Origin of the sequence: Streptomyces sp. NPDC048248, assembly GCF_043201875.1 — a bacterium.
Lineage (GTDB): Bacteria > Actinomycetota > Actinomycetes > Streptomycetales > Streptomycetaceae > Streptomyces.
Map to the genome: position 1 here is coordinate 98,803 of NZ_JBICZL010000017.1, position 19,086 is coordinate 117,888.

The 19,086-nt window shown below is 71.5% G+C and carries 18 protein-coding genes; 5 read left to right on the plus strand and 13 right to left on the minus strand.

Annotated elements, in window-relative coordinates; translation table 11 throughout:
- Positions 1 to 455 precede the first annotated feature (455 nt).
- Positions 456 to 935 carry a molybdenum cofactor biosynthesis protein MoaE gene (locus ACGFZW_RS31380; RefSeq protein ID WP_393896650.1) on the minus strand — a complete coding sequence of 160 codons (480 nt, stop codon included), beginning with the start codon at positions 933 to 935 and terminating at the stop codon, positions 456 to 458.
- Positions 936 to 1,037: 102 nt separating this feature from the next.
- Positions 1,038 to 2,189: an SDR family oxidoreductase gene (locus ACGFZW_RS31385; RefSeq protein WP_393896651.1), complete on the minus strand. Its 1,152-nt coding sequence runs from the start codon at positions 2,187 to 2,189 to the stop codon at positions 1,038 to 1,040.
- 192 nt (positions 2,190 to 2,381) lie between these two features.
- On the opposite strand from ACGFZW_RS31385, the gene ACGFZW_RS31390 reads away from it, so the two are divergent.
- Positions 2,382 to 3,890 carry a zinc-dependent metalloprotease gene (locus tag ACGFZW_RS31390; RefSeq protein ID WP_393896652.1) on the plus strand — a complete coding sequence of 503 codons (1,509 nt, stop codon included), beginning with the start codon at positions 2,382 to 2,384 and terminating at the stop codon, positions 3,888 to 3,890.
- Positions 3,887 to 4,417, plus strand: coding sequence for an NUDIX hydrolase (locus ACGFZW_RS31395; protein WP_393896653.1), 531 nt, complete (start codon positions 3,887 to 3,889; stop codon positions 4,415 to 4,417). The genes ACGFZW_RS31390 and ACGFZW_RS31395 overlap by 4 nt, the downstream gene beginning before the upstream one ends.
- Positions 4,418 to 4,492: 75 nt before the next feature.
- Here the strand turns inward: ACGFZW_RS31395 and ACGFZW_RS31400 are convergent, their stop codons facing one another.
- The 4 genes from ACGFZW_RS31400 to ACGFZW_RS31415 form a co-directional block, all read right to left on the minus strand.
- A complete protein-coding gene (locus ACGFZW_RS31400; RefSeq protein ID WP_393896654.1) occupies positions 4,493 to 5,251 on the minus strand; it encodes an AIM24 family protein in 759 nt (252 codons plus the stop codon).
- A 21-nt stretch (positions 5,252 to 5,272) separates the two neighbouring features.
- Positions 5,273 to 5,956 (minus strand): AIM24 family protein, encoded by a 684-nt coding sequence (locus tag ACGFZW_RS31405; RefSeq protein ID WP_393896655.1) that lies wholly within the window; start codon positions 5,954 to 5,956, stop codon positions 5,273 to 5,275.
- A 14-nt stretch (positions 5,957 to 5,970) separates the two neighbouring features.
- Positions 5,971 to 7,641 carry a TerD family protein gene (locus tag ACGFZW_RS31410; protein ID WP_393896656.1) on the minus strand — a complete coding sequence of 557 codons (1,671 nt, stop codon included), beginning with the start codon at positions 7,639 to 7,641 and terminating at the stop codon, positions 5,971 to 5,973.
- A gap of 111 nt (positions 7,642 to 7,752) precedes the next feature.
- Positions 7,753 to 8,379 (minus strand): M48 family metallopeptidase, encoded by a 627-nt coding sequence (locus ACGFZW_RS31415; RefSeq protein ID WP_393896657.1) that lies wholly within the window; start codon positions 8,377 to 8,379, stop codon positions 7,753 to 7,755.
- Positions 8,380 to 8,569: 190 nt separating this feature from the next.
- Between ACGFZW_RS31415 and ACGFZW_RS31420 the strand changes: the two genes are divergently transcribed.
- Positions 8,570 to 9,706, plus strand: coding sequence for a ThiF family adenylyltransferase (locus ACGFZW_RS31420; protein ID WP_393896692.1), 1,137 nt, complete (start codon positions 8,570 to 8,572; stop codon positions 9,704 to 9,706).
- A 35-nt stretch (positions 9,707 to 9,741) separates the two neighbouring features.
- On the plus strand, positions 9,742 to 11,160 hold the full coding sequence (locus tag ACGFZW_RS31425; RefSeq protein WP_393896658.1) for an ABC1 kinase family protein: 1,419 nt from the start codon (positions 9,742 to 9,744) through the stop codon (positions 11,158 to 11,160).
- A gap of 139 nt (positions 11,161 to 11,299) precedes the next feature.
- On the opposite strand, the gene ACGFZW_RS31430 is transcribed toward ACGFZW_RS31425, so the two are convergent.
- The 5 genes from ACGFZW_RS31430 to ACGFZW_RS31450 form a co-directional block, all read right to left on the minus strand.
- Entirely contained in the window at positions 11,300 to 11,500 is a 201-nt protein-coding gene (locus ACGFZW_RS31430; RefSeq protein WP_393896659.1) for a hypothetical protein, read from the minus strand.
- Positions 11,501 to 11,600: 100 nt separating this feature from the next.
- On the minus strand, positions 11,601 to 11,918 hold the full coding sequence (locus ACGFZW_RS31435; RefSeq protein ID WP_393896660.1) for a hypothetical protein: 318 nt from the start codon (positions 11,916 to 11,918) through the stop codon (positions 11,601 to 11,603).
- Positions 11,915 to 12,268, minus strand: a complete 354-nt coding sequence (locus ACGFZW_RS31440; protein WP_026169602.1) for a WhiB family transcriptional regulator — start codon at positions 12,266 to 12,268, stop codon at positions 11,915 to 11,917. The genes ACGFZW_RS31435 and ACGFZW_RS31440 overlap by 4 nt, the downstream gene beginning before the upstream one ends.
- A 121-nt stretch (positions 12,269 to 12,389) precedes the next feature.
- The gene (locus ACGFZW_RS31445; RefSeq protein WP_393896661.1) at positions 12,390 to 12,713 is read right to left on the minus strand and encodes a hypothetical protein; all 324 of its coding nucleotides are present in this window, start codon (positions 12,711 to 12,713) and stop codon (positions 12,390 to 12,392) included.
- Between the two features lie 142 nt (positions 12,714 to 12,855).
- Positions 12,856 to 15,081, minus strand: coding sequence for an ATP-dependent DNA helicase UvrD2 (locus tag ACGFZW_RS31450; protein WP_393896662.1), 2,226 nt, complete (start codon positions 15,079 to 15,081; stop codon positions 12,856 to 12,858).
- Between the two features lie 1,162 nt (positions 15,082 to 16,243).
- On the opposite strand from ACGFZW_RS31450, the gene ACGFZW_RS31455 reads away from it, so the two are divergent.
- Positions 16,244 to 16,486 carry a mycoredoxin gene (locus tag ACGFZW_RS31455; protein ID WP_393896663.1) on the plus strand — a complete coding sequence of 81 codons (243 nt, stop codon included), beginning with the start codon at positions 16,244 to 16,246 and terminating at the stop codon, positions 16,484 to 16,486.
- A gap of 152 nt (positions 16,487 to 16,638) precedes the next feature.
- Here ACGFZW_RS31455 and nudC read toward each other — a convergent pair whose 3' ends face one another.
- Positions 16,639 to 17,574 (minus strand): NAD(+) diphosphatase, encoded by a 936-nt coding sequence (gene nudC / locus ACGFZW_RS31460; protein WP_393896664.1) that lies wholly within the window; start codon positions 17,572 to 17,574, stop codon positions 16,639 to 16,641.
- A gap of 109 nt (positions 17,575 to 17,683) precedes the next feature.
- Positions 17,684 to 19,084, minus strand: coding sequence for a dipeptidase (locus tag ACGFZW_RS31465; RefSeq protein ID WP_393896665.1), 1,401 nt, complete (start codon positions 19,082 to 19,084; stop codon positions 17,684 to 17,686).
- Positions 19,085 to 19,086: the final 2 nt, after the last annotated feature.

Genomic DNA, 19,086 nt, shown 5'->3' on the forward strand with positions numbered 1-19,086 from the left:
GCCGTCCGTCCGGGGACCACCCCGGGCCGCCCCCACATGGCGGGCCGTCACTCCTCGGAGCGACGGCCATTGCTCGTGCGTACGACCGGGGAACGTCAGGCCGCGTCGGAGGCGGGCTCGGAAGCGGAACGTTCCCTCTCCATGGCGTCGCGGAACCGGGCGTACCCCGCGAGCTCCGCGACATCCCCCGTCTTGCGATTTCGCTGCGCCCAAGTGCTCCACACCACGGCAACCAACGCAGCGAGAACCGGAATCAACAACCAGAGGAGCGCACCCACAGCGGCCTCCCGACCCTTTGCGCGACCGCAAATCGACGAATAAGCAGATTACCCATCCAACAGGTCAACGCTCACGCCAGGGGGTGGGTTACGCAACCGGAGCGCCGGGGCACCTATTCGGCCCCGCGTTCGGAAAACGGCGCCCGGCCGGGCGTCGCTTCCCGGACCGGGGGCGCGTCAGACGCCGACCCATTCCTCCGTACCGTCCGAGAAAGTCTGGTGCTTCCAGATGGGGACCTGGTGCTTGAGGTCGTCGATCAGCTTGCGGCACGCCTCGAACGCCTCGCCCCGGTGCGGGCAGGACACGGCGACGACGACCGCGAGATCTCCGATGGCCAGTTCGCCCACCCGGTGGACGGCGGCCAGCGCACGGACCGGGAAGTCGGCGATGACCTTCTCGGCGATGCGGCGCATCTCCGCCTCCGCGGTCGGGTGCGAGGAGTAGCCGAGGCCGTCGACGTCCGCCCCGCCGTCGTGCGAGCGGACCGTGCCGACGAAGAGGGCCGTGCCACCCGCCGCGTCGTCTCCGACGGCCGCGAAGACCTCGTCCAAGGACAGCGGGGCCTCGCGGATCGCGAGCAGCCGTATGGGGTCCGCTGCGCCCTGCTCACCAGGGTGCTCACGGCAGGACGACGAGGGGGTGCGCGTGCCAGACATACTCCCCATCGTGCCGCACCGGGGCGCCCGGGGGGAATGGCCGTTTCCACCGGGCCTGCGCAGGCGGCACTGGAGGCTCGTACAGCCCGCCGCCGGCCCGGGTCAGATGCGGCGGCGGGCCTTGCGGGCACGCCTGACCAGCGCGGCGGTACCCAGCAGGGCGACGGTGGCGCCCGCGGCGCCCGCGGCGGTGGCGTCCTTGCGGCCCAGCCTGCGGCCCGCGACGGTGTGCCGGCCCGCGACCTCCTCAAGCAGCTCGGCGAGCACCTCCTCGTTGGTCCACCGGGGCCGCCAGCCCGCGTCGTGCAGGCGGCTGCCGCTGACCACCCAGGGGTGCATCGTGTACGCGAGGTCCCCGGCGGGCGACGGTGTCAGGCCGATGCGGTGCAGGCGGGCGGCGGCGCCCAGAGCCACCGACGACGGCAGCTCCATGCGCCGGATGCCGCTCAGCTCCTCGACCTCCTCCTGTTCCAGCCAGCCGTCGCAGCCGACCGCCAGCTCCCCGTCGACCTTCTCGAGCGCCGCGTACTCCAGCGCGCTGACCAGGTCCTCGACGTGACAGAACTGCCAGGTGGGCCGCGATCCGGCGACCACCAGGAGGCGGGGCGATTCGAAGTAGCGGGTCAGGGCGGTGTCGGTGCCGCCCACCAGGACGGTGGGGCGCAGCACGGTGACGTTCAGGCCCGGGTGTGCGCGGGGCGCGCGGTAGGCGAGGTCCTCGATCTCCATGAGGTCCCCGACACCGGTGGCGTCGGCCGTGGCGCGCAACTCGGCGTCCTCGGCCAGCGGAACATCGTTGTCGGGCAGCGCCCCGTAGACCATCGCCGAGGTGCACAGCACGACCCGGTGGACGCCTGCCGCGGCGGCCGCGGTGAGGACGGTCTGGGTGCCGCGCACGTTGTAGGCGGTGCGGGCGGTGGCGTCGGTCTCCAGGTCGAGGTCGAGTGCCAGGTGGACGACGACGTCGGCGCCGCGCAGTTTCTCGGCGATGGCGGGGTCGCGTACGTCCAGGACGTGCCAGTGGGCCTCCGCGACGTCACCGCGCCGCTCGTCGATGGCGATGACCTCCTTGACCTCGTCGGATTCGGCGAGGGCACGGGTCAGGAGCGCGCCGACTCCGGAGGCGGCTCCGGTGACGGCCACGACGGGCCGGCGCAGCGGCCGGTCCGGGGCGCCGCCCGTGGTGCCGCCCGCCTTGTCGGGGGTGGCCGCAGCGTTTCGCGCTGCGCGAACGGTCGGATCTGGGGAACTCACCGGGCGTCTCCAGCGGTTGTCTTCAGTACGTACGCGTGCTCACGCGTGCCGTACCAGGTGGCGTCCATCCTGCCGCAGCCACCGCGACAGCGAAGCACCGAGCCCCGAAGCGGTCCGGGTGTCTACGCTGGAGGTGATGTCGGGCAGTCGCCGTCGGCCCCGGGCCGGCGGCCCTACGAGCCGAGGAAACCCGTGAGTGACACCCCATTTGGATTCGGCCTTCCGCCGGAGGAGCCGGAGGACGGCGACAACGGCAAGAAGAAGGGCGGCCAGGGAGGTAGCCAGGACCCCGCGGACCCGTTCGGGTTCGGCGGCGGGAGCGGCGGCGCGGACAATCCGTTCGCGGCGCTCTTCGGCGGCATGGGCGGACCCGGTGGTGAGATGAACCCTGGCGATCTGGGCGCCGCGTTCCAAAAGCTCGGCCAGATGCTCTCCTACGAGGGCGGCCCGGTGAACTGGGACATGGCCAAGGACATCGCGCGGCAGACCGTCGCGCAGGGCGCCGAGGACGGCAGCAAGGACGCGAGCCTTTCGCCGGGTGAGCGGTCCGCCGTCGAGGAGGCCGTGCGGCTGGCGGACCTGTGGCTGGACGGTGTGACGTCGCTGCCGTCGGGCTCCGGCTCGGTGGTGGCGTGGAGCCGCGCCGAGTGGGTCGAGGAGACCCTGCCGGTGTGGAAGGACCTGGTCAACCCGCTCGCCGAGCGCGTCGGGGCGGCCATGGGGGATGTGCTGCCCGAGGAGATGCAGGCCATGGCCGGCCCGCTGCTCGGCATGATGCGCTCCATGGGCGGCGCGATGTTCGGCACCCAGATCGGCCAGGCGCTGGGCGTGCTGGCGAGCGAGGTCGTTGGTTCCACGGACATCGGGCTGCCGCTCGGCCCGGCCGGCAAGGCCGCCCTGCTGCCCGGCAACATCGCGTCGTTCGGCGCGGGCCTGGGCGTGCCCGAGGAGGAGGTGCGGCTCTATCTGGCCCTGCGCGAGGCCGCCCACCAGCGGCTCTTCGCCCATGTCCCGTGGCTGCGCTCGCATCTGTTCGGTGCCGTCGAGGGATACGCGCGCGGCATCAAGGTCGACACCACCAAGCTGGAGGACGTGGTCGGCCAGATCGACCCGCAGCATCCCGAGGAGCTGCAGAACGCACTCCAGCAGGGCATGTTCCAGCCCGAGGACACCCCGGAGCAGAAGGCGGCGCTGGCCCGGCTGGAGACCGCGCTCGCCCTCGTCGAGGGCTGGGTGGACGCGGTGGTGCACGCCGCCTCCAAGCCGCATCTGCCCTCCTCGGACAAGCTCCGTGAGACGCTGCGCCGGCGCCGCGCGAGCGGTGGCCCGGCCGAGCAGACGTTCTCGACGCTGATCGGCCTCCAGTTGCGTCCGCGCCGTCTGCGGGACGCCTCCCGCCTGTGGGCCTCCCTGACGGACGCCCGGGGGCTGGAGGGCCGCGACGGCCTGTGGGAGCACCCGGACATGCTGCCGACTGCGGCCGATCTGGACGACCCGGACGGCTTTGTGCACCACGAGCAGCCGGACTTCTCCGAGCTGGACAAGATGCTGGGCGAGGCCGCGAACAGCGGCAAGCCCGACCTGGCCAAGCCCGCCGCGCCGCAGGAGGCGCCGGCCGCCGAATCCGAGGGCAAGCCCGAGGCGACCGACGAGGGCCCGGCGGACGGCCCCGGCGAGGGCAAGGGTGACGGCGACAAGTGAGTCTGCGTGAGGAGGCGGCGCGGGTGCTCAAGGAGTGGCCCGCGCCGTCGCCCGACCAGGACCAGCTGCGGCTGGCGTATCTCGACCACCTCGCCGATCATCCGGACGGCATGTGGAAGCCCTGCACGGAAGGGCACCTCACAGCGAGTGCCCTGGTGATCGATCCGGCTCGCGGCCGGGTGCTGCTCACCCTGCACCGCAAGCTGCAGATGTGGCTGCAGATGGGCGGACACTGCGAGCCGGAGGACGCCTCGTTGGCCGAGGCGGCGCTGCGTGAGGCGCGGGAGGAGTCCGGGATCGCGCAGGGGCTGACGCTGCTGCCCGGCGGTCCGGTGCGGCTGGATCGTCATCACACGCCCTGCGCCTGGCACTTGGACGTCCAGTACGCGGCGCTGGCCCCGGAAGGAGCGGTCGCCGCGATCAGCGACGAGTCGCTGGACCTGCGGTGGTTCGCCTACGACGAGGTGGCCGACGTCGCCGACGCGTCCGTGGTGCGCCTCGTCGACAGGACCCGCGCGCTGCTCTGACAGCCCGCTGCCGCCCACCGGGCGACAGACAGCACGGCGCCCGTCCCCAGCAGGGGCGGGCGCCGCGGTGTTGCGTCAGTTGGTGAAGATGTTGCCCTGGTTCTGTCCATGGGCGCCGTGCTGCCCCATGCCGAACTGGGCGGCCACACCGGACCCGATGACGGCCTGCTGCGGCGGCAGCAGCTCACTGGGCTGGACGAGGGCGTACCCCTGCCCGAGGAAGCTGAGCTCCCAGCCCTCACCCGTACCGCCGCGGCGCCGCCACACTCCGGATGAGTGCGTCTGCGCCTGCATCTGCACCCGCAGCGAGGCGGACCAGGCGACGACCGCGTCGGCGTCGGCGTTGACGTACTTGTCCGGCGTCACCTGGAGCATCAGCGGCTGGCCCGAGGTCATCAACGCGACCTTTCCCCGGCCGGAGATGTTGAGCTGGTACTTGCCGGTGCCGGAGATCCCGTACTGGCTGTCGACGGAGACGACGTCCCAGTGCAGGCCGGAGTCGAGCGCCAGGACATAGCTGCTGTCGATGGTCAGGCCGTCGTGGTCGACATCGACGACGTGGACGTACTGCGCGAGGTTGGCGAGATAGACCGTGCCCTGGCCCGAGACCCGCATCAGGTCCAGGCCCTCGCCGGACATCGCGCGGGCGCGGTGCTGGCCCTGCGTCTGGTAGTTGCCGTCGAATTCGAGCAGGCCCTGATAGGCGACCATCGTGCCCTTGCGGGCGAGAAGGTCCTCGTGGCCCTGGAGGGCGACGCGCAGCAGCTGCTCGTTCTGCAGCGCGTAGCGGTCCTGGGTCTGTGCCTCGGTGAAGGCGAAAAGCGGACTCTGCATGGCGTGTTCGGTCCTCCCTCCTCAGCCCCGGGCCCGGAGCCGGTCGGTGCTGTCCTCGCTGGGCTGGACGACGACGAAACCCTGCCCGGAGAAGCCCAGTTGATAGGCCTCGCCGCTGCCGCGCCCGATCATCGACGACGCCTTGAAGCTGCGCTTGCCCTTCATCTTCAGATGCGTGGACCACGCGACGAGCGCGTCCGGGTCCACGTACGTCTCGTCCTCGCCGCGGCCGCAGTCGACGACGATGGGCGTACCGCGTGAGGTCAGGGCCACCCAGCCGGTGCCGGAGATACCGACGTTGAAGAGTCCCTGGCCGGCGAACTTCGCCATCCCCTTGACGCGCTGCACACCCCACTGGAGGTGCGCGTCGAAGGCGAGGAGGTTGGTGCCGTTGACGGAGAGCGACTCACCGTTGAGGTTGATGCAGACCACGTCGGCGCCGTAGTCGGCGAGGTAGAGCAGGCCGTCGCCGGTGCACTTCATCAGCGGGGCGCCCTCACCGGTCAGCCACTGGGAAGCCATCTGGCGTACGGCGGGCGGGTTCGGCTCGTACTGGACGAACCCTTCGTAGGCCACCATCGAGCCCGTGCGCGCGAAGACGTCCTGGCCGCTCTGCATGGCGATCTTCACCATGGCGCTGCCGTGGTTCTCCATACGGGCGGCGGGCGGTGTCGGGACGTAGCCCGAGAGCTGTTGCTGGTTCATGTTCACGGGCTCCCTCAGACCTCGTAGGGCTGGACGACGATGAAGTTCCCCGGCGCGCCCCGGAACTGGAGGTTCACGGTCTCGCCGGAGTGGCCGGGGTAGGCCTGGCGGCGCAGGCTGACCTGGCTGGAGATGATCACCTGTGAGGCCGCGGACCAGGCCACGATGGCGTTGGCGTCGGCGTAGGTGGTCGGGGTGACGGGCAGCACGACCGGCATCCCCTGGGTCTTGACGACGACGGTGCCCGTCCCCTGGAACTGCATCGTGAACAGGGCGCCACCGGGGATGCCGTGTCCCTCGATGCGGCGGATCTCGTGCTGCAGCGACTCGTCGAAGGCGAGGACGCTCTCGGCCGACACGCAGATGGCGTCGCCCTGCAGCTCGATGGGGTGGATGTGGGCGCCGTTCTCGGCGAAGAACACCTGGCCCTGGCCCGAGCAGCGCATGAGCTGCATTTCCTGGCCGGTGGCGTTGCCGACGATCCGGCCGCGGAAGCCTGCGCCCTTGTAGCTGAAGTCGACCTTGCCCTGGTAGAGCACCATGCTGCCTTGGCGGGCGAGCACCGGTTGGCCTTCGACGCCGAGGTCGACGCGGATGAGCTTGGGGTTCTGCGGCGTCCAGCGCTGACCGGTCGGGGCTTCCTTGTACTTCTCCAGGACGGTGCCCAGATCGGGGCCTGCGCCCTGGGGCACCGGGGCCTGGCCCGGATGCGGGGCGCCCGGGGGCTGCTGGCCGTAGGGGGCGGGCTGGGCCGGATACTGACCCGGCTGTCCGCCGTACCCGCCCGGAGCCGGCTGGCCGTACGGGGCCTGCGGGGCGGGCTGGCCGTAGGGCGCTTGCGGCGGCTGTCCGGGGACGCCGGGCGGCGGCACCGGTGCACCGGGCGGGGCCATCGGCGCGGCGATGGTCGGCGCGCTGTGAACCTGCGGGGCGGTGGGCTGCTGCGGCTGCGGGACGGTCGGCTGCGGCGGCTGTGGCACGGACTGCGGCGGCTGCGCGGCGGGTTGCGGAGCACCCTGGGGCGGTCCGAAGTCCGGCGCGGGCTGCGGCGGTACGTGGGCGGCCGGGGCGGCGAACGACGGCGCGGGAGCGGCCCCGGCCGGCGGTGCGAACCCGGGAACGGCCTGCGCGGCGGGAGGCTGTTCGGCTTCGGCCTCCTCCGCGACCTCACCGCCGAAGTTCTTCAGCAGTGCCTCCAGGCCACCGTCGAAGCCCTGGCCCACGGCGGCGAACCGCCACACGTCCTTGAGGTAGAAGTCGCCCAGCATGACGGCGCGCTCGGTGCTGAACTCGCTGCCGTCGAAGGAGTAACGGGCGACCTCTTCACCGCCGGCGACGATACGGATGTAGCCGGGACCGACCTGCGACATCTGGCCCGCGCCGTCCAGCGCGGCGCTGAAGGACAGCTTCTGCACCTGCTGCGGGATGCGGTCCAGGGTGACCCGGAAGGACTCGGTGTCGCCGGCCTGCGGGCCCAGCTGCTGGATCGCCTCCTCCGGCGACTTCGGCTGGTTGAAGAAGATGAAGTAACGGTCGTCGGACAGCCGCTCGTTCGCGTCGAGACCGAAGCAGCTGATGTCGAAGGTGAGCCCGGGACCGGCGATCTGCACACCGACGTACAGATCCGTCCCCGGTGTCAGGTCACTGATCCTGGCCTTGTGGCCCCGCTGGAATTCCCTGGCCATACGTAACGACCGTCCCCCGCTCCCGCTGTGAGTTCCTGTGCGCGCCAGGCTAACCGCTGACGCCGACAACGGGCGATGCCGGGGCGCGGCCGATCCTGCCGCGCACGGCTCTCAATCGTCGCGGGCGACGGGCAGATGAGGCAGCCGGTCGGCCGCGACCACACCTTCGAGATAGCCACGGGCCCGCTCCGTGCGCGGGTAGGACTCCAGCAGCTGCCAGAACCTGGGCCCGTGGCCGGGGACGAGGAGATGCGCGAGCTCGTGCAGCAGGACGTAGTCGACGACGTACTCCGGCATGCCCTGCAAGCGGTGCGACAGACGGATGCTGCCCTCCGCGGGGGTGCACGACCCCCACCGCGTGTTCTGGTTGGTCACCCAGCGCACCGAGGCGGCACGGGCCCGGCCCGCCAGATACTGACCGGACAGGCGCTCGGCCCGCTCGGCCAGCTCACCGTCGCCCAGCATGCGCTTGCTCTCCTGGGCGGCGAGCTTGTCCAGCATGACGGTGACCCAGCGCCGCTCCTCGGCCTCGGACATACGGGCCGGAATCAGGACAACGGTGCGGTCGCCCTCGCGGTACGCGGAGACGGTCCTGCGCCGTCGCGAGCTGCGGCGCACCTCGACCGCACTCGTGCCTGAGCTGCGCACCGTCGGGCTCGGAGCAGCCCGGCGCGAGCTTTCTGCGGCACGGCGCAAGGGCGTCTCCCCGGAGCCGCGAGGGGAAGAGTCGGCGGGCACGTGCCCGACGTTACCCGCTGGAGCTGCGGGAAGTCCCGCCCCGCGGACGGTTCGCGTACGAAACACTCCATGGCGGGCACGGCTTGTACGACTATTACCCACCGCCTGTGGACAACTCTCCGCACCGCCGCGGCGCACGGCGCATGCTGACAGCCGGACCACGAAGGACGGGGGCGGATGTATGCATCCGATGCTCAAGCCCGCGCTGCGGCGCGGCTGGCGGGACAGGGAAACGGTGCGGTTCGGCGTGGCGCCTGCCCACGCGGTGGTGGTCGGCCCGGTCGACACCGCCACCGGCAGCTTCCTCGGGATGATCGACGGCACCAGGAACATGCAGCAGCTGGTCGAGGAGGCACGTTGCCTGGACCTGCCTCCGCAACACGCCCGGGGCGTCGTCGACCGGCTCGGCGCCGCCGGACTGCTGGAGGCACCGAACGCGGGCGGACCGGCGGCCGACGCGGTACGGGCAGACGCACCGGCCTGCGAACGGCTCCGGCCCGACCTGGCGTCCCTGTCCGTACAGCACCCGGAAGCCGCCGGCGCCCTCGGCCGGATAGGGGCCCGCCGGGCGGTCCGCGTCCGGGTCCGCGGCACCGGACGGGTCGGCGCCCAGGTCGCGGCGCTGCTCTCGGCCGCGGGGATCGGCCGGGTGGACGTACTGGACGGCGGTTCGGTCGCGCCCGCGGACGTCACACCGGGCGGACTGCCCGCGGAACGGATCGGCGAGCGGCGCGACGCGGCGGCCCGGCGGCTGGTCCACCAGTCGTCTCCCTGGTCCCGCAGACCCCGCCCGCTCGTCCCGGTGAGCGACTCCGGCGAACCCGGCCTGTCGCTGACGGTGCTCACCCCTCGCGACGGCCTCGGCGCCTACGCACCCGACCCCGTACTGTCCGAGCCGCTCCTCACCGCCGGAATCCCACACCTTTACGCGGGCGTGATCGAGGGCACGGGTGTGGTGGGACCTCTGGTACTTCCCGGCGGTTCGGCCTGCGCGCGCTGCGACGAGCTGCGGCGCACGGAGGCAGAACCGGCCTGGCCGCGGCTGCTCGCACAGTGGCGCTCGGGGCGCGCGTCGCCCGCGGTGCCGGCCTGCGACGCCGCACTGGCGACGGCGGTGGCGGGGCTGACCGCCGTGCAGGCGCTGACGTTTCTCGACGGCGGCCTGCCACCCTGCACGGGTGCGCGGATGGAGGTCGCGCTGCCGTGCGCGGACGTACGCACGGTGCGGATCGAGCCGCATCCGGACTGCGCATGCGGTGCAGCTCGCCTCACTTGTGGGGCGGGCCCCTCGGATCCGCGGCCACAACACGCCACAATGACGGAGTAACCCCGGTAGGGGGACAGTGTGAGTTGGAGGGGCGCATGTCTGATCTTCCCCGCAAGGCGGTCACCCGCACCGCCAAGCTGGCCGCGCTGCCACTGGGGTTCGCCGGCCGGGCCACCTGGGGCCTGGGCAAGCGAATCGGCGGCAGGTCCGCCGAGATCGTCGGCCGAGAGCTTCAACAGCGCACCGCGGAACAGCTCTTCAAGGTGCTCGGAGAGCTCAAGGGCGGCGCGATGAAGTTCGGGCAGGCACTGTCCGTCTTCGAGTCGGCGCTGCCCGAGGAGGTCGCAGGACCCTACCGCGCCGCCCTGACGAAGCTTCAGGAAGCGGCGCCACCGATGCCGACGAGCACGGTCCACTCCGTGCTGGCGGAACGCCTCGGTGAGGAATGGCGGGAGCTGTTCGAGGAGTTCGAGGACAAGCCGTCCGCCGCGGCGTCGATCGGACAGGTCCACCGGGCGGTGTGGCACGACGGCCGCGAGGTGGCCGTCAAGGTGCAGTATCCGGGGGCGGGTCAGGCCCTGCTGTCGGACCTGTCGCAGTTGAGTCGTTTCGCCCGGCTGCTGGGCCCGCTGATCCCCGGCATGGACATCAAGCCCCTGATCACCGAACTGCGCGACCGGGTGTCGGAGGAGCTGGACTACGGCCTGGAGGCGGAGGCTCAGCGTGCGCACGCCGAGGAATTCGCCGACGATCCGGATGTGCTGGTGCCCGCCGTGGTGCACCAGAGCGACCAGGTGCTGGTCACCGAGTGGATGGACGGGGTGCCACTGTCCGAGGTGATCGCCGACGGCACCGACGAACAGCGGGACCGCGCCGGCCAGCTGCTGGCACGCTTCCTCTTCTCCGGCCCGGCCCGCACCGGCCTGTTGCACGCCGACCCGCACCCCGGAAACTTCCGGCTGCTGCCCAAGGACGACCCGGACGGGACCGGAGAGGAATGGCGCCTCGGGGTGCTGGACTTCGGCACCGTCGACCGGCTGCCCGAGGGCCTGCCCCCGACGATCGGCACCTCATTGCGGATGACGCTGGACGGCGAGGCCGAGGCGGTCTACCAGCAGCTGTGCCAGGAGGGCTTCGTCAAGGAGAACATCGACCTGGACCCGGACGCGGTCCTCGACTATCTCCTGCCGATCATCGAACCGGCGCAGGTGGAGGAATTCACCTTCACCCGGAGCTGGATGCGGAACCAGGCCGCCCGGATCGGTGACCCCCGCTCCCCCGCGTACCAGTTGGCCAAAAGGCTCAACCTGCCCCCCTCCTACCTCCTGATCCACCGGGTCACCTTGAGCACCATCGGAGTGCTGTGCCAGTTGGGGGCGACGGTCCGGCTGCGCGAGGAGCTGGAGGCATGGATGCCCGGATTCATGGCCGCCGAGGAAGCGGAGATCGCGGAGTTCGGCGAACACCTCACCGAGGAGGCCGCGGAGGACACCGTCGGGGAGAGCACGGCCTGAGCACACCGGTCCGGCCGGCGCACCAACCGTCCGGACCTCTTCCCACCGCGGCGATCACCACCGGATCAGCGCAGACCACCGGCGCCGAACGCCATTGGCACGCCCCGGCACTTCCGGAGGGCCCCGGCAGCGTCGGCTCTCACCACCAGGCCGAATCCAGCCGACCTTCGATGGCCCGGATGTTCTCCCGCGCACAACGGTCGCAGAAGTAGCAGCGCTCACCGTTCTCGACGGAGCAGGTCCAGGTCGGCGGGGCACCCTCGGCGACCGCGCCACAGCGGGCGCACACCATGCTCTCCGTACTCAACTCCGGTTGCTCATGTGTCCTCTGGTCCACCATCCGACGATATCCCCGCAAACCCCATGAATCCGGATACAACGCACCACGGGGCCCGCCCTCTCGGACGGACCCCGTGGCGACGCGGCACGGTCGTGCGGCGTTACTGCATCACGGCCATGGCCAGCGCGCGGCGGGCACGCAGCGACGCGCGTTCGGCGCGACGCTGCATACGCCGCGCGGCGGCGAGCCGGTGGGCCCTGCGTTCGGATTCAGCCTCTTGCAGGCGTTCATGCATATGCGCACGCGCCAGGGCTTCTGGGATGAGTTGCATTTCGAGGTTCCTGTTCTGACGCGACTCGGTCGCGCGGGAGTTCACGGGGGCGGGGGTCTCGGTGAAAGAGGGGTTCATCGTGGGGTCCTGCTTCTTGGGATCCCGTGTGACGGGACGGTCGATCGTTCCTGTGCCGGTGATGCTCATGCCGCGACCGGGTTCTTGCGCGGACGGCCACGCGGACGCTTCCGCGGCACGACGACGCCCTGGACGAAGAGTTCGCCACCCCAGACGCCCCACGGCTCACGACGGTCCTTGGCACCGGCGAGGCAGGCCTCACGGACGGGACAGGTCTGACACAGCGTCTTGGCGTACTCGACGTCGGCCGGGGACTCGGCGAAGAAGACCTCGGGGTCGTAGGTGCGGCACGGTACAGCGGCGCCGAGGCGGTCGATCTCGTCGTCGAGCTCGGTGAGGGGCAGCAAGGAGTTCTCCTGAGGGTCGGGCGGAGGGATCAGGTCGGTCGCTACGGACGGGGTGTGCGTCTGGAGTTGCACGGTGGTGTGTTCCTCGTCTGTTCGGCCCGGCTGGTGGCTGGGCGCGTTGGGCAAAACAAAAGGGCCGCGGATCCCGGTGTGGGTTCCGCGGCCCTGGAAGGTGCCGACCTGATCGTGCCGATCAGGATGGATCTCTCCAGGGTTCGAGGCCGCGGTAGGCCCACATTTCATGCTTCGTCTGGTACGTCTTCCGGGATCCGGCACCATTGGCCGCCTCGAAGGCAAAGGCATTCGCCGCTGCCGCCGCTGCTACCGCAGGTGCCTCGCTCGGTCGCGCGGTGCGCTCGCCGGCCGTCAGGACAGCGAGGGACTCGGGGCGCGCGACCTCGGAACCGGACAGGCGGCCGAAGCCGGACAGACCGGTGCCAAGGAGCGAGGAGCCGAGAGCGCAGGGGGCGACGACCGAGAGATCGGTCATTTTGTCCATCTCGATAATGCTGATCACTGGGCTCGCCTCCTCTCGGCGTCTCGGTGGAGCGGGAATCCCGTTCCAAACATGTTCAAGTACAGCACGGATCCATCGGAACTCGGAAGCCCGTCGTTTCCGTGCTCCCGAAGGCTATGGGGATGCGCTCCGCGCGCGCAAACTATTTTTCCGACGAGTTTTCCGCGCCGTCCTCGGAGTCGTCCTCCGAGGCCCCCGCGAGCTCCTCGCCGGCGCAGAGCGCCAGCACATCCGTACCGAAGCGGTCCAGCTTGCGCCGTCCCACTCCTGAGATGCCCGCAAGCTCCGCTTCGGTTCCCGGAACGGCCTCGGCAATCGCCATCAGCGTCTTGTCGGTGAACACGCAATACGCGGGCTGGCTCAGCCGGCCGGCCTGCTCGGCCCGCCAGTCACGCAGTCGCTCATACAGCCCCTCGTCGAGTTCGGACGGGCAGTCCTCGCAGCGCATCAGCTTCATCTCGCCCGCGTCCGTCAGCGTCTTGTTGCAGACACGACAGCGCGCGGGACCACGAGGCTTGCGCCGTCTCGTCCCCGCCGCCTCGGCGCCACGCTCCACGCCGCTCACAGCCGCACCCGGCACGCGGCGCCCGGCCGAGGCGCCGGAGCCGGGCCGAAGGCCGCTGAGGAACCGGCTCGGCCGCCGCGAGGCCCGGCCGCCGGGAGAGCGCGCCAGCGACCAGGACAGACCCAGATGCAGGCGAGCGCGGGTGACGCCGACGTAGAGCAGCCGACGCTCCTCCTCTATCTGCTCATCGGTCTTGGCGTAGGTGATCGGCATCATGCCCTCGGTGAGCCCGACCAGGAAGACGGCATCCCACTCCAGGCCCTTCGCGGCGTGCAGCGAGGCGAGCGTCACCCCCTCGACGGTCGGGGCGTGCTGAACGTTGGCGCGTTCGTCCAGCTCGGCGACGAGGTCGGCGAGGGTCGCCGAGGGACGAGCCTTGGCGAAGTCCTCGGCGAGCCTGACCAGCGCCGCCAGGGACTCCCATCGGTCCCGCACCGCCCCGGAACCCGCCGGCGGCTCACCGGTCCAGCCCATGTCGCTGAGCACGGCACGCACCTCGGACGGCAGGTCGACGGCGTCGTCGAGCAGCGCGTCGTTGGAGCCGAAGCGAGCGGCCCCCCGCAGCTTGATGCCGGCCTCACGCACCTCGGGCCGCTCGAAGAACCGCTCGGCTCCGCGCAGCTGATACGGCACACCGACATCGGCGAGCGCCTGCTCGTAGACCTCCGACTGGGCATTGATACGGAAGAGGACCGCGATCTCACTGGCCGGCACACCGGAGGCGATGAGGTCCCGGATGCGGCGGGCCGTGCCCTCCGCCTCCGCGGGCTCGTCGGCGTACTCCACATAAGCGGGCTCGGGCCCGGCCTCGCGCTGCGACACCAGCTCCAGGCGGTGCTCGGCGGCCCGGCCCTTGGCCTGCGACAGCAGACCGTTGGCGAGGTGGACGACCTGCGGCGTGGAGCGGTAGTCGCGGACGAGCTTCACGACCGTCGCGTTCGGATGACGGGTGCGGAAGTTGAGCAGGTGGTCGGGGGTGGCACCGGTGAAGCTGTAGATCGTCTGGCTGGCGTCGCCGACCACGCAGAGGCTGTCGCGTTCGCCCAGCCACAGGTCGAGCAACCGCTGCTGCAGCGGGCTGACGTCCTGGTACTCGTCGACGACGAAGTGCTGGTACTGCGAGCGGACCTGCTCGGCGATGTCGTGCCGGTCCTGCAGCACGCCGACGGTGAGCAGCAGGACATCCTCGAAATCGATGGTCCCGCGGTCCCGCTTGAGCTGTTCGTAGGTGCCGTAGATCTGCCCGATCTCGGCCGGGTCCCGCGGGGCGTCACGGCCCGCCTTCACGACCGCGGCGGGGTAGTCGGCGGGGACGGTCTGGGTGACTTTGGACCACTCGATCTCGCCCGTGACATCGCGCAGCTCGTTGCGGTCCAGCCGGATGCGGCAGCGGGCGGCGGCCTCCGCGACAAGCTGGATCTTGCGTTCCAGCAGCCGCGGCACGTCACCACCGACGGCCTTGGGCCAGAAGAACTGGAGCTGACGCAGCGCCGCCGAGTGGAACGTCCGAGCCTGCACGCCGCCCGCCCCGAGCTGGCGCAGACGTCCACGCATCTCCCCCGCGGCCCGCGCGGTGAAAGTGACGGCCAGCACGCTGGCGGGCTGCAGAATCCCGGCCCGCACGCCGTACGCGATGCGGTGGGTGATCGCGCGGGTCTTGCCCGTACCGGCGCCGGCCAGCACACACACCGGACCGTGCAGGGCCGTCGCCACCTCACGCTGCTCGGGGTCGAGCCCGTCGAGCACCGCGTCAGGAGAGTCGGGGACCTGTGGGAAGAGAGAGGAGTCCGTTGCTGGTGTCACCCCGCCATGCTGCCAGGTCCACGAAGCAGCCCGGAACGTTGTCCACAGCTGCAGGAAAGCGGTCATACGAGCCCGAAGCCCTGTGGACGAACGACGACCCGAGACCGCGCCGGACTGGTTTTCTGTGTCTCGTCGGACACCACGTCTCGGCGGACAGCCCGCCGATGTCGGGTGGCGGTGTCCGGGTCGGGGAGGGGTGCGGAGGCCTAGGCCGGGCTTGGGTGCTGGGGGGCGGGCAGGGCGTTGTCGGCGGGGTGGGGTGCCGTGCGGGGCGGCACGGTGCGGGGCGGTGCGAGGCGGGGCGGTGCGGGGCGGTGCGGGGCGGCGCGGTGCGGGGCGGCGCGGGGCGGTGCGGGGCCGGGGTTGCGGTCGGCAGGCCCTGGTGGCGATGCGGACGGCGCCCCTGGCGGTCGCGCCCTGGCGGTCGCCATCTCGGGGAGCTTCGAGGAGCGTCGAGGAGACCGGCGACTCAGGGCGCGGGGGGGCTGGGCGGAGGGGTGGGGTGGGACGGGGGGCGGGGGGCGCCCCCCCGGGGGGAGAGGGACGCTCGGGGGGAGAAGACGGCCGGGGGGCAGGGCGGGCGGTCGGGCAGGTCGGCCGGGCGGCCAGGAAGGACCGGCCGGCCGGTCCGCCGAGCGGTCGGGAAGGGCAGCCGGGCGGGACGGAGGGGCCGGGCGGGACGGCCGAGCGGTCGGGAAGGACCGGCTGGTCGGGAAGGCGGCCGCTGGGGAGATGCCGCCAGGCCCGGTGAGAAGGTGCGCCCAGGTGGGGAGGGCGGGCCGGTGGGAACGGCCGACCGGCCCGTCAGACGGTCAGGACGGACGGGCCGGCCGGAAAGGTCGGGCGGTCGGGCGGTCGGGCGGTCGGGCGGTCGGGAAGAACGACTGGTCGGGAAGGCGGCCGCTGGGGAGGTACAGCCAGGTCCGGCGAGAAGGTGCGCCCAGGTGGGGGGCAGTCGGAGGGACCCCCACACCGGTGCGGCCCCCCGCCTCGTCGTCGCCAGGCACGCGGCGGAGTGCGGTCCTGGTGGGAGCCGGTCTGTGGTCGGTCGGAAGGGGGTCGGGAATGGTCTGGGTACGGTGTGCGTTCTTTCCCTTGTCGCCATGCCGGCTTCGGCTCCCGGCGGCATCGAACCCAGACTTATCGAAGGAGCGCGGGACGCATGGCGGGCACTGTGACGATGTACAGCACGACCTGGTGCGGTTACTGCCGTCGGCTGAAGGGCCAGATGGACCGCGAGGGCATCGCGTACACCGAGATCAACATCGAGACCGACCCGGAGTCCGCGGCCTTCGTGGAGAAGGCGAACGGCGGCAACCAGACGGTGCCGACCGTGCTCTTCCCCGATGGCTCGACGCTGACGAACCCGTCGCTTGCGCAGGTCAAGCAGAAGGTCGGCGCCTGAGCCCACGCGCAGTGAGCGGCTTCACAGGAGCCGCACGCAGGGCCGTCGATCGGTTCGTTGATCAGTTCAACGGATCGATCGGCGGCCCTGTCGCTTGTGCGGGCCTCGTGCCCCCCGGGAGCCGGGCCATTCCCGGTCCCGGGCGGAGAGCCTCAGGGCTTGGGGAGCGGCTTGCCGTACCAGAGTTCGATGAGGCGGGCGGCGATGGAGATGCCGTAGGGCGGCAGGACCTCGCCTGATTCGAAGGCGGCGCGCAGGTCCTCGCGGGAGAACCACCGGGCCTCTTCGATCTCCTCGCCGTCCACCTGGATCTCGGAGGACGTGGCGCGAGCCATGAAGCCGAGCATCAGGCTGGACGGGAAGGGCCAGGGCTGGCTTGCGACGTAGTCGACCTCGCCGACGACCACGCCGGCTTCCTCGAAGACCTCCCGGGCAACCGACTGCTCGATGGACTCCCCCGGCTCGACGAAGCCGGCGAGGGTGGAGAAGCGTCCCTCGGGCCAGTGGACCTGGCGTCCGAGGAGGGCGCGGTCCTCCTCGTCGGTGACGAGCATGATCACGGCCGGGTCGGTGCGCGGGTAGTGCTCGGCGCCGCAGGCCGGGCAGCGGCGGATGTGGCCGGCGGCCGCGATGACGGTGCGCTCGCCGCAGCGGGAGCAGAAGCGGTGCAGCCGCTGCCAGTTCTCCAGGGCTACGGCGTGCACGAGCAGTCCTGCGTCCCGCGGCGACAGCAGCAGTCCCGCCTCGCGCAGGCCCGCCGGGCGCGCGGACTGGTCCATGCGGCCGGGGAGTGAGTCCTTCTGCAGGGCGAAGTAGCTGACTCCGTCGTCGTCGGTGCCGAGGTAGTAGCGGTGCGCCTCGGTCATCGGCGCCTCGAAGGACGGCGTCATGATCAGTTCGGTGCGGCCGTCGGGGGTGTCGTCGATCAGCGCCTGCCCGCCGGACACCACGAAGACGCGCGTCGTGGGGTGGCTCCAGGCCGCCGCGAGCCAGGCTTCGTCGAGGCGGTGGTGCGCGGAACGGTCGATTCCGCTCGGCGCGCTGAAGGTGAGCGGCCGGTCGGCGCTGTGGTCGGTCCAGGTGGTCACTGCTGTTTCCAACTCCCCCTGTGGCGTGGGTGGTTGCTGCGTGCGGGCGCCGATCGGTACGGCTATGGGGGCACCTCCCGTGCTGTTCAGGCTACGGGGAGAGCACGGGTCAAGCGGTGCTCCAGTTGTCCGCCAGGTCGCCCCAGAGGTGGGCGGCCGTCTCGACGCCCTTCATCAGCAGGTCGAGTTCGACCTTTTCGTTCGGGGCGTGCCAGCCGTCGGAGGGGACGGAGATGCCGAGGAACAGCACCGGCACGCCGAGGATGTCCTGGAGGTCGGCGGCAGGTCCGGATCCGCCCTCGCGGGTGTAGCGGATCTTCTGGTCGAAGGCCCGTCCCATGGCGCGGACGACGGACTGGAGCGCGGGGTGGTCGAGCGGGGTGAGGCAGGGTCGGGTCGCGCCCCAGAAGGTGATGTCGTGGCGGATGCCGGCGGGGAGCCGGGCGGCGACCCAGTCCCTCACGGACTGCTGGACGGCTTCCGCGTCCTGTCCTGCGACCAGTCGGAAGGACAGCTTGAGCTGGGCGGTGGACGGCACGATGGTCTTGCCGCCGGGGCCTTGATAGCCGCTGCTGATGCCGTTGACCTCGGCGGTGGGGCGGGCCCAGAGGCGCTCCAGGGTGGTGCTGCCGGCCTCTCCGAGGGTGGCGTGGGAGTGCGCGGTGCGCAGCCAGGCGGCTTCGTCGAACGGCAGCTCGGCGAAGAGGGCGCGTTCGCGGTCGGTCAGTTCGATCACGCCGTCGTAGAAGCCGGGGATGGTGACGCGGCGGTCGTCGTCGTGGAGGGCGGCGACGAGGCGGGCGGCTTCGGTGGCGGGGTTGGGTACGGCGCCGCCGAAGGAGCCGGAGTGGATGTCCTGGTCGGGGCCGTACAGGTCGACCTGGCAGTCCGTCAGGCCGCGCATGCCGGTGCAGACCGTGGGGGTGTCCTCGGCCCACATGCCGGTGTCGGAGACGATCACCGTGTCGCAGGCGAGGCGGTCGGCGTGCTTCTGGATGAGGGCGGGGAAGTTCGGTGAGCCGGACTCCTCCTCACCCTCGATGAGCAGCTTGAGGTTGACGGCGGGGGCGGTGCGGCCGGTCGCGGCGAGGTGGGCGCGGACGCCCAGGGTGTGGAAGAAGACCTGGCCCTTGTCGTCGGCTGCGCCGCGGGCGTAGAGCCTGCCGTCGATGATCTGCGGCTCGAAGGGGTCGGTGTGCCAGCCGTCCTCGAGGGCGGCTGGCTGTACGTCGTGGTGGCCGTAGACGAGCACGGTGGGGGCTGCCGGGTCGCCGGAGGGCCACTCCGCGTAGACGGCGGGCAGGCCGTCGGTTTCCCAGACCTCGGTGGTCGGGAAGCCCGTTTCGGCGAGCTTCGCGGCCAGCCAGTGGGCGCTGCGGCGCACGTCGTCGGCGCGCTCCGGGTCGGCGGAGACGGAGGGGATGCGCAGCCAGTCGGCGAGGTCGCTGAGGAAGGTGTCGCGCCGGCTGGTGAGGTACGCACGGACGGCGCTGTCCGGGGTGGTGCTCATAT